Raw genomic sequence first — 7,982 nt, forward strand, 5'->3', positions numbered from 1 at the left:
CATGCCCCGCACATCGGTCGCTGAGCACACGGCCCGAGTCCGCACCCTCCTGAACGCCGTGAGCCAGCGCCCCGTCGAGCAGGTCGCCCTGTCTGACGCGCTAGATCGGGTGCTTGCCCACCCCATACGGACTCCGATAGATCTGCCCCCGTTCCGGAACTCACAGATGGACGGCTTCGCCGTCCGTACGGTTGACCTCGCGCGGACGCCAAGCAGTCTGCCGCTGCGCGGTGCGATCCCCGCTGCTCCTGGCACACCTGGGCCGCTTCGCCCTGGCCATACCGTCCGGGTCATGACCGGTGCGCCGATCCCCGACGACGCCGATGCGGTCGTCCCTGTCGAACACGCCACCGTCCAGGGAACGACAGTGACGTTCACGCGGAAGCCGGACGTCGGAGAGTTCGTGCGTGAAGCCGGCTCTGACCTCGCGGTCGGTGAGCCTCTGTTGTCTGATGGATTCCGGCTCGCTCCTCGCCACCTGGCGGCGCTCGCAGCTGCGGGAGTGGCGTCCGTCCCCGTTCGCTCACAGGTACGTGTCGCAGTGATCTCGACCGGAAGCGAGCTGGCCGCTCCCGGTGAGCTTCTGGCTCCCGGCCAGATCTACGACGCCAACGGCCCCGCACTCGCCGCAGCGGTACGAACCGCCGACGCCCTCTTGGTCGATGAGCATCGTGTCGTCGATGACACGGCCGCGTTCGCGCGCGCTCTCGACGCGTCGTGTGCGGCGGGAGCCGAGATCTTGCTCACCAGCGGGGGCATCTCGGCAGGCAACTACGAAGTCGTGAGGGAGCTTCTGGAGCCGCTCGGGGCGCACGTCGATACTCTCGCGATGCAGCCGGGCGGCCCCCAAGCCACTGCCATCTACAAAGGCGTTCCCATGGTGTGCTTCCCAGGCAATCCCGTGTCCGCGCAGCTGTCGTTCATGCTCTTCATCGAGCCGGTCCTCCGTGAGGCAGCAGGACTGCACGCGCGACAGCCCGAGCCGCGGACCCTGGCCGAGCCCCTCACCTCTGTCGCCGGGAAACGGCAGTTCCGCCGTGGTGTGGGGTTGCCTGGAGGCCGGGTGGCACCGGTTGGCGGCCCTTCCTCGCACCTTGTCGCCGCCATGGCGGCATCCGACATGCTCATCGATGTCCCGATCGATGCCGTCACCCTCGACATCGGGACACGCGTGGAGACCTGGAATCTATGAACGAACTGCCGCACCTCGACGATCACGGCCGATCGCGGATGATCGACATCGGCGGGAAGGCGATCACTCGGCGCACGGCGATCGCGACCGGCCGCCTCGACACGACACCGGCGGTGCTGGAACTGCTCGCCGCCAACCAGCTGCGCAAAGCAGACGCGCTCCCGACAGCGCGGGTCGCGGGCATCCAGGGCGCCAAGCGCACCAGCGAACTTGTACCCCTCGCGCACACATTGCCCCTGGAGTCCGTCACCGTGGACTTCGAGCTCAGCACCTCATCGGTGGAGATCCGGGCCACGGTCGCAGCGACGGCGAAGACTGGGGCCGAGATGGAAGCCCTCACCGCCGTCGCCATCGCCGGTCTCGCTCTGCACGACATGATCAAGTCCGTCGATCCGGCCGCCGTGCTCGGAGACATCCACCTCATCGAGAAGACCGGAGGAAAGCGCGGGCACTGGGTTGCAGGCGCATCCGTGCCCGCAGACCACGGACAGGCGGTCGTGATCGTCTCCTCAACGAGCACCGCGGCCGGTACGCGCGAGGATCTCACCGGTCCGGCAATCGCAGGCTGGCTTCGCGACCACGGGTATCAGCCAGACGAGCCCGTCGTTGTCGCTGACGCGGATATCTATCAGGCGCTCACGGATGCTCTCACCAGCGAGCCGGTATTGATCGTCACGACCGGCGGCACCGGGGTGCATCCCGAGGACCGCACCCCCGAGGCGACGAGCGCGGTGATCGAGAGAGCACTTCCCGGCATCGCCGAGGCCATCCGTGCAGCGGGCCGCGCGGCGACGCCGACAGCCTCGCTCAGCAGGGCGCTTGCAGGGATCGCCGGACGCACGATCGTCATCAACCTGCCTGGATCGCCACGCGGCGTGGAAGACGGCCTCATCGCACTGGAGCCGCTCTTGCCACACCTGCACGACCAGCTGGCCGGCGGCGGACATGCCTGACCCGATCGGTTTCGTCACCGCTGCTCCGCTGGACAAGACGCAGCTGGAAACACGGATACGCAGTAGGAAGAACGGGGCGGTGGTCACCTTCGAAGGCATCGTGCGCGACCATGATCACGGAGAGGACGTCGGCTCTCTCGACTACGAGGCGCACCCCGACGCGGAACGAATCCTCATCGACGTGTGCACGAGGATCGCTCAAACCACGGACTGCGATGTCGTCGCCGCTCACCGCATCGGTCACCTCGAGATCGGCGACGTCGCACTGGTCACGGTCGTCGCCGCCCCGCACCGGGCAGAGGCGTTCGCCGTCTGCGGGAACCTCGTCGACGCGATCAAGGCAGAGGTTCCGATCTGGAAGCACCAGCACTTCACCGACGGCAGATCGGAGTGGGTGGGGTTGTAGATACACCGCACGACCTAGCGAACCCGCCGGGTGAACGATGGTGCAATCACCGAGGAAAGAGGCGCCAGATGACTGGCATTGAGACTGAAGCACACAACTTTCATGGCAACCGACTTCCCCCGTCAGAAGCCGCCCGCGTCGCACCCACCGATGCGGCCGCTCGGACCGTTCTTGCGAGCCTCTGATGTCGTTGCTGCGTGGTGGTGATGCGTTCCCCGCCCTCGAGCTGGTCGAGGTGGGAGGCACACGCCGAACGATCCCGGCCGTATTCGCCGGGCAGTACGGCGTGGTTCTCTTCTCTCGCGGGGCAGGCTGCCGGCCTTGCGTGGAGCAGCTGCGTGCGTTCCAGCGCGGCCTACGACGCTTGTCCGCCGCGGGTATCGCTGTCGTCGCGGTGACTGCGGACGAGGAGCCGATAACCGCGGAGCTCGTGGCGCGCTATGGGCTGACTTTTCCGATCGGACACAGCACCGATGTGGGGCAGATCGCGGCCGCGACCGGAGCGTTCGTCACCGTGGACCCGCCGCAGTTGCAGACGACCGGATTCGTGCTGGATCCCGATGGGACGGTCGTGATCAGCGTGTACTCCTGCGGAACGTTGGGACAACTCGTTCCCGACGATGTCCTCGAACTCATCCGGGAGTTGCCTCAGCATGCGGATGCGAATCGGAAGCGGGCAGACCGATGAAAACCATCGATGCCATCTCGAGAGCGCGGATGCAGACCGCTGCGAGAGCAGTCGGCAAGGATGTGCGCAACCAGAACAGGATGCAGACACATCCTCTCTTGATCGTTCCGCCGGAGAAGCGACGTTGACCTCGTCTCCGAACGCCTCAGGTGCCACTGGGACAGCCGTCTGGGAGGAGCTCGCTCAGGAGGTCCTCAGCAGAAACCCACGCGGCCGGATACTCGTCGCCATCGACGGCGTGGACGCTGCAGCCCGCATGCACTTCGCCGACGCCCTGGCGGCAGCGCTGCGTGCAGTGGGACGTCACGCGACTCGTCTCAGCGCGGCCCCGTTCACGGACGATGACGCCGTCCGAACCATACTGCGCATGTTCCGCCACAACGGACCTGAGAGCGAGCTCGCTGCCGCGCCTGAGGACAGGATGCTGATTGTCGACGGTTGGTCACTGCTGCGCTCTAGCCTGCGCTCGGCGTGGCACTTCACCGTCTTCCTCGACGGCGGTGAGCCGGCGCACCCAGACACCCATGAACGGCATCTCCGCTACATGCGCGAGGACATTCCACGCGAATCATCCGATGCCGTGTACGAGGTGAGCGACAGCATGCATCCCCAACGCTTGTACTTCGATTCCTGCTGAGACAAGGATCTGGGCAGCACCGCGGTCGTCTCACGTAAGAGGATGGCAGCGCAGGAGACGAATGCAGTTCACGACACGTGGACCCCCGCGGTGGATCGGACCTCAGCCGCTTGTGGTTTGGCTCAGCCGCCGGAGAACGGGGGCAGCACGTCCACCTGCGCGGAGACCGGTCGCGCGGGATCGCGTGAGGCGATGCCGTCGACGAGGAATGTCCCCTTTGCGATCACCGGCTCGAGTGCCGGGTGAGCTGTGAGGAGCGCGTCCTTCGCCTCTCCGAGGGTCGTCGCCTCGACGTGCTCTTCTTCGCAGCCAGCCGCTTCAGCGGCGGCTGCGAAGTATCGGACGAGTATGCGTGACATCGTCAGCCTCCGATCGCTCCCATGGAACGGGCCGGTCGACGAAAGCTCTTCTCTTCCATCCCGTGCCCAGCCTGTTTGTCCCACATCGTCGCCCGCCAGGCGTCGGCGATAGCGGCATCGTCTGCTCCACTTCGCAGCATCGTGCGCAGGTCTGTCTCGTCGTCTCCGAACAGACAGGAACGTACCGAGCCTTCGGCTGTCAGCCTGGTTCGGTCGCACGCGTCGCAGAAGCTGCGTGTGACGGACCCGATGATGCCGACGGTGGCCGGGCCTCCGTCGACGAGCCACTCCTCTGCGGGAGCGGACGGGTCTTCACGCCCGGCCGGGGTCAGCCGGTATCGGCGTCCGAGCACAGACAGAAGTTCTTCGGCGGAGACGAGGTGGTCTCTGCGCCATGTCTGATCTGCATCCAGCGGCATCTGTTCGATGAACCGCAACCGCACGCCGTTGGCAAGCGCCCACGCCAGCAGGTCGGGCGCATCCGCGAGGGTCTCGCGCAGCGCCACCGCGTTGATCTTGATCGGGCTGAGCCCTGCGTGCTGTGCCGCCTCGATCCCCCTGAGCACGGCAGGCAGGCGATCGCGTCGGGTGACAGCGGCGAAATGCTCGCGGTCGATCGTGTCCAGCGACACGTTGATCCGCGTCAGTCCAGCCTCCACAAGCTGCGGCGCCTTGCGGTCGAGGCCGATCCCATTGGTCGTCATCGACACCGGCAGGCCGGGCACGGCTGTCGTCGTCTGGCGCACGATCTCGACCAGATCAGGTCGCGTAAGCGGCTCGCCGCCGGTAAAGCGCACCTCACGGACTCCGAGATCGTGGACGGCTATGGTGACCAGACGCGCGATCTCTTCCGGAGTCAGCAACTCCCCGCGAGGGACGATGGGCAGGCCTTCCGCCGGCATGCAGTATGTGCAACGCAGTGAGCAGGCGCTTGTGATCGATACGCGCAGGTCTCGCGCGATGCGCCCGAACCTGTCCACGAGAAACGGTGTCTCGGGTCGGCCGACCGTCGAGCGCGCGCGATGGCGAACGGTCGGCATGCCGAGCGCAACAGGGCACATGGTCACAGACTTCTTCTCGATGCTTGCGGGGGGGGGGGGGCGAGGTCGCCCGGTGGGGCGTCCTGTTCCACAGTGTGGTCGGCACAGTGGCCCGTTTTCACGCCGGGGACTCATCACCTGCAGTCATGGGCAAGTTCCGCGCAGGACCAGGCGATCAGCGAGAGAGCTCCCGCAATATCGTCGGTGGTGTACAGCCAGAGAAGACGGAAGGGGCGATGTATGTCGTTCACTACTCGCGGATTCGCGGGACGCCGGCGTGGACCCGATGATCAGCTCCCTCCGGGACAGACGCTGTTCGACAACTGGCCGGTGCTCACCGCCGGTCCCACCCCCTATGTCGATACCGAGACGTGGGATTTCGCCATCCTCGATGAAACCGGTACCGAGCATCACTGGAACTGGGAGCAGTTCCTGGCGCTCGGTGCCGAGGACATCACGGTCGACATCCACTGCGTCACGCACTGGTCCAAGCTCGACATGGCCTGGCGCGGGGTGAGCCTGGACAAGCTGTTCGAGAACGTCGAGACATCCCATGACTACGTCATGGCGCACTCCTACGGCGGCTACACCACGAATGTGCCGCTTGAGGATCTCCTGGATGGCAAGGCCTGGATCGCGACCGAGGCCGAAGGCGCACCGCTCGACGCAGAACACGGCGGGCCGGCACGTCTCCTGATCCCGCATCTGTACTTCTGGAAGAGCGCGAAGTGGGTCCGGGCATTGACGATGATGCCGACGAACGACCCTGGGTTCTGGGAGCAGAGCGGCTATCACATCTACGGTGATCCGTGGAAGGAAGAACGCTACTGGTGATGGAGCAGACCCGGCTCGCTCCGCTTCGCCCCCGCGTGAGGCCGTCGTGGTTCGTCGCCACGGTTTCGGAGGTGCGTCCAGAGACGCCGACTGCGGTTCGGCTGGTGCTCGATGTCCCGGGGTGGCCGGGGAGCGAGGCGGGCAGCCATCTCGATCTGCGACTGACCGCTCCGGACGGCTACCAGGCGACACGTTCGTATTCGATCGCATCCTCCGAGACGGGCGGAACGATCGTCCTTGCGGTCGATGAGCTGCCCGATGGCGAGGTGTCTCCGTTCCTCGTCCGTGAACTGCGCGTCGGTGACCAGCTCGAGGTCCACGGACCGCTGGGATCGTTCTTCCTCTGGCGCCCGGGACAGAGCCAGCGCCCCGTGCAGCTCATCGCCGGCGGGTCAGGTGTCGTGCCCCTCTACGCGATGGCGGCGTCTCATGCGGCCGCATCCGATCCCGTTCCGTTCCGGCTGCTGTACTCGGTGCGCACCCCGGAGGACGTCTACTTCCACCAGGAGTTCCTCGAGCTGTCGGACGGGTCGTTCGCGATCGACCTCGTGTACACGCGACGAGCGCCAGCTGGGTGGCAAGATCCGGTCGGACGGCTCACAGAGTCGACTATCGCGGCGCGGACGCTCCCTCCGGAAGACCGCCCACGCATTTTCGTGTGCGGTTCGACAGGCTTCGTCGAAGCCGTCGCGCCGTGGCTCGTGAAGCTCGGCCATGCGCCGCAAGACATCCTCACCGAACGATTCGGAGGCCTATGATGACCAGCCACCTCGACGGGAACATCCTCGCCGGGACTCTCGCGGATTTTCTCGTGCCCGATGCAACGATGATCGAAGGACGGTGCGGAGGCTGCGGGCGCGTCGCGCCCCTTGGCGAGGCAATCGTGTATCCGGACGCCCCGGGGCTGGTCGTACGCTGCAAGACGTGCAGCCACGTGCTGGCGACGATCATCGACGCCGGTGAACGCCTCTTCCTCAGCTTCGCGGGGATGACCGCGTTCGCGATGAGGCGGGATCAGGCTGAGGAGTCGGTCTCAGTCGCGTAGGCCCTGAGCTGTGCGATAGCCATGTCGAGAGCGGCACGCATCGGATAAACATCTCGACTCGCCTTCGCCAGAAGATAACCTCCCTGCAGTGCCGATAGCAGCCCAATGGCAAGCGCTCGCGAGTCCGCATCGCTGCGCAACACGCTGCGTGTCTTCAGCCTCTCCACGGCATCGATCAGCATCTCCAGCCAATCATCGAAGTGGGCAGCGATCGCCCGGCGGGCATCCTCATTGTGGTCTGCGATCTCGTTCGCCAGAGACCCGAGCGGGCACCCGTACGCGCCGTCGCGTAGCGCGTTGCGTTCGACGAGTTCATCCCGCCACAGCTCGAACCCGCGTAGGGATTCCACGCGTCGAAGGCGCCGGCGCTGCTGCGTCAGGACGTCCTCCGCCCGGGTCTCGATGACTTCCTTCACGAGTGCGTCCTTGTCGGCGAAGTGCTGATAAACCTGAGACTTCGATGTCGCGCTGGCGGCTCAGACGTCGGCGAGGGTCGTCGCCGCAACGCCTCGCTCATACATCAACTGGTTCGCTGCGTCGACGATACGCGCCCTCGTTGCCGCCCCTTTCGGCGTCAACCGGCGCGCACTCGTTCCGTCGGCAGTCACGCCTCCAGGGTAGTCTCCTCCGTCCGCAGGACTCGAAGTCGTCCGTCACGCGATGCCAGCCCGGCCGGCCCAGTGAAGTCCAGCGGAGCGGGACGCTCGCATCTCACACCTTCACAATAATGGACCTCGGAGTCCTTATCCAAGTCGATCCGAAACACCTATGGCGATCCAAGCGTCCTGCTTTTCAGACCTGCGACACCTCTCGTCAATCGACGTCCCG

At 65.8% G+C, this 7,982-nt stretch carries 11 protein-coding genes; 8 read left to right on the top strand and 3 right to left on the bottom strand.

The features are described from left to right. Position 1: 1 nt before the first annotated feature. The 5 genes from ACWIDW_RS14380 to ACWIDW_RS14400 all read left to right on the top strand — a co-directional run bounded on the left by ACWIDW_RS14380 (position 2) and on the right by ACWIDW_RS14400 (position 3,876). Entirely contained in the window at positions 2-1,192 is a 1,191-nt protein-coding gene (locus ACWIDW_RS14380; RefSeq protein WP_043282517.1) for a molybdopterin molybdotransferase MoeA, read from the top strand. Beyond that, on the top strand, positions 1,189-2,145 hold the full coding sequence (gene moaCB / locus ACWIDW_RS14385; RefSeq protein ID WP_043282516.1) for a bifunctional molybdenum cofactor biosynthesis protein MoaC/MoaB: 957 nt from the start codon (positions 1,189-1,191) through the stop codon (positions 2,143-2,145). The genes ACWIDW_RS14380 and moaCB overlap by 4 nt, the downstream gene beginning before the upstream one ends. After that, a complete protein-coding gene (locus ACWIDW_RS14390) occupies positions 2,138-2,551 on the top strand; it encodes a molybdenum cofactor biosynthesis protein MoaE (protein ID WP_020628091.1) in 414 nt (137 codons plus the stop codon). The genes moaCB and ACWIDW_RS14390 overlap by 8 nt, the downstream gene beginning before the upstream one ends. A gap of 184 nt (positions 2,552-2,735) precedes the next feature. After that, positions 2,736-3,239, top strand: coding sequence for a redoxin domain-containing protein (locus ACWIDW_RS14395; protein ID WP_020624684.1), 504 nt, complete (start codon positions 2,736-2,738; stop codon positions 3,237-3,239). Between the two features lie 256 nt (positions 3,240-3,495). Next, positions 3,496-3,876, top strand: coding sequence for a nucleoside/nucleotide kinase family protein (locus ACWIDW_RS14400; RefSeq protein WP_070709081.1), 381 nt, complete (start codon positions 3,496-3,498; stop codon positions 3,874-3,876). A 122-nt stretch (positions 3,877-3,998) separates the two neighbouring features. Here ACWIDW_RS14400 and ACWIDW_RS14405 read toward each other — a convergent pair whose 3' ends face one another. Further along, positions 3,999-4,235: a MoaD/ThiS family protein gene (locus ACWIDW_RS14405; protein WP_020625377.1), complete on the bottom strand. Its 237-nt coding sequence runs from the start codon at positions 4,233-4,235 to the stop codon at positions 3,999-4,001. A 2-nt stretch (positions 4,236-4,237) separates the two neighbouring features. Next, positions 4,238-5,296, bottom strand: coding sequence for a GTP 3',8-cyclase MoaA (moaA, locus tag ACWIDW_RS14410; protein ID WP_043279905.1), 1,059 nt, complete (start codon positions 5,294-5,296; stop codon positions 4,238-4,240). Between the two features lie 219 nt (positions 5,297-5,515). On the opposite strand from moaA, the gene ACWIDW_RS14415 reads away from it, so the two are divergent. From ACWIDW_RS14415 to ACWIDW_RS14425, 3 genes are all read left to right on the top strand, one after another. After that, positions 5,516-6,109: a molybdopterin-dependent oxidoreductase gene (locus tag ACWIDW_RS14415; RefSeq protein ID WP_067115756.1), complete on the top strand. Its 594-nt coding sequence runs from the start codon at positions 5,516-5,518 to the stop codon at positions 6,107-6,109. A 104-nt stretch (positions 6,110-6,213) separates the two neighbouring features. Beyond that, positions 6,214-6,867, top strand: coding sequence for an FAD-binding oxidoreductase (locus ACWIDW_RS14420; RefSeq protein ID WP_371204942.1), 654 nt, complete (start codon positions 6,214-6,216; stop codon positions 6,865-6,867). Then, positions 6,867-7,154, top strand: a complete 288-nt coding sequence (locus tag ACWIDW_RS14425; protein WP_043279909.1) for a DUF6510 family protein — start codon at positions 6,867-6,869, stop codon at positions 7,152-7,154. The genes ACWIDW_RS14420 and ACWIDW_RS14425 overlap by 1 nt, the downstream gene beginning before the upstream one ends. Here the strand turns inward: ACWIDW_RS14425 and ACWIDW_RS14430 are convergent. Continuing rightward, the gene (locus tag ACWIDW_RS14430) at positions 7,124-7,570 is read right to left on the bottom strand and encodes an LmrA/YxaF family transcription factor (RefSeq protein WP_454125954.1); all 447 of its coding nucleotides are present in this window, start codon (positions 7,568-7,570) and stop codon (positions 7,124-7,126) included. The genes ACWIDW_RS14425 and ACWIDW_RS14430 overlap by 31 nt on opposite strands. Between the last annotated feature and the right edge of the window lie 412 nt (positions 7,571-7,982).

Source organism: Microbacterium sp. NPDC055312 (assembly GCF_053645675.1).

Coding starts and splice junctions, on each gene's coding strand:
- ACWIDW_RS14380 (WP_043282517.1), top strand. CDS start 2: ATGCCCCGCACATCGGTCGCTGAGCACACGGCCCGAGTCCGCACCCTC.
- ACWIDW_RS14405 (WP_020625377.1), bottom strand. CDS start 4,235: ATGTCACGCATACTCGTCCGATACTTCGCAGCCGCCGCTGAAGCGGCT.
- ACWIDW_RS14400 (WP_070709081.1), top strand. CDS start 3,496: ATGCACTTCGCCGACGCCCTGGCGGCAGCGCTGCGTGCAGTGGGACGT.
- ACWIDW_RS14415 (WP_067115756.1), top strand. CDS start 5,516: ATGTCGTTCACTACTCGCGGATTCGCGGGACGCCGGCGTGGACCCGAT.
- moaA (WP_043279905.1), bottom strand. CDS start 5,296: ATGTGCCCTGTTGCGCTCGGCATGCCGACCGTTCGCCATCGCGCGCGC.
- ACWIDW_RS14425 (WP_043279909.1), top strand. CDS start 6,867: ATGACCAGCCACCTCGACGGGAACATCCTCGCCGGGACTCTCGCGGAT.
- ACWIDW_RS14390 (WP_020628091.1), top strand. CDS start 2,138: ATGCCTGACCCGATCGGTTTCGTCACCGCTGCTCCGCTGGACAAGACG.
- moaCB (WP_043282516.1), top strand. CDS start 1,189: ATGAACGAACTGCCGCACCTCGACGATCACGGCCGATCGCGGATGATC.
- ACWIDW_RS14395 (WP_020624684.1), top strand. CDS start 2,736: ATGTCGTTGCTGCGTGGTGGTGATGCGTTCCCCGCCCTCGAGCTGGTC.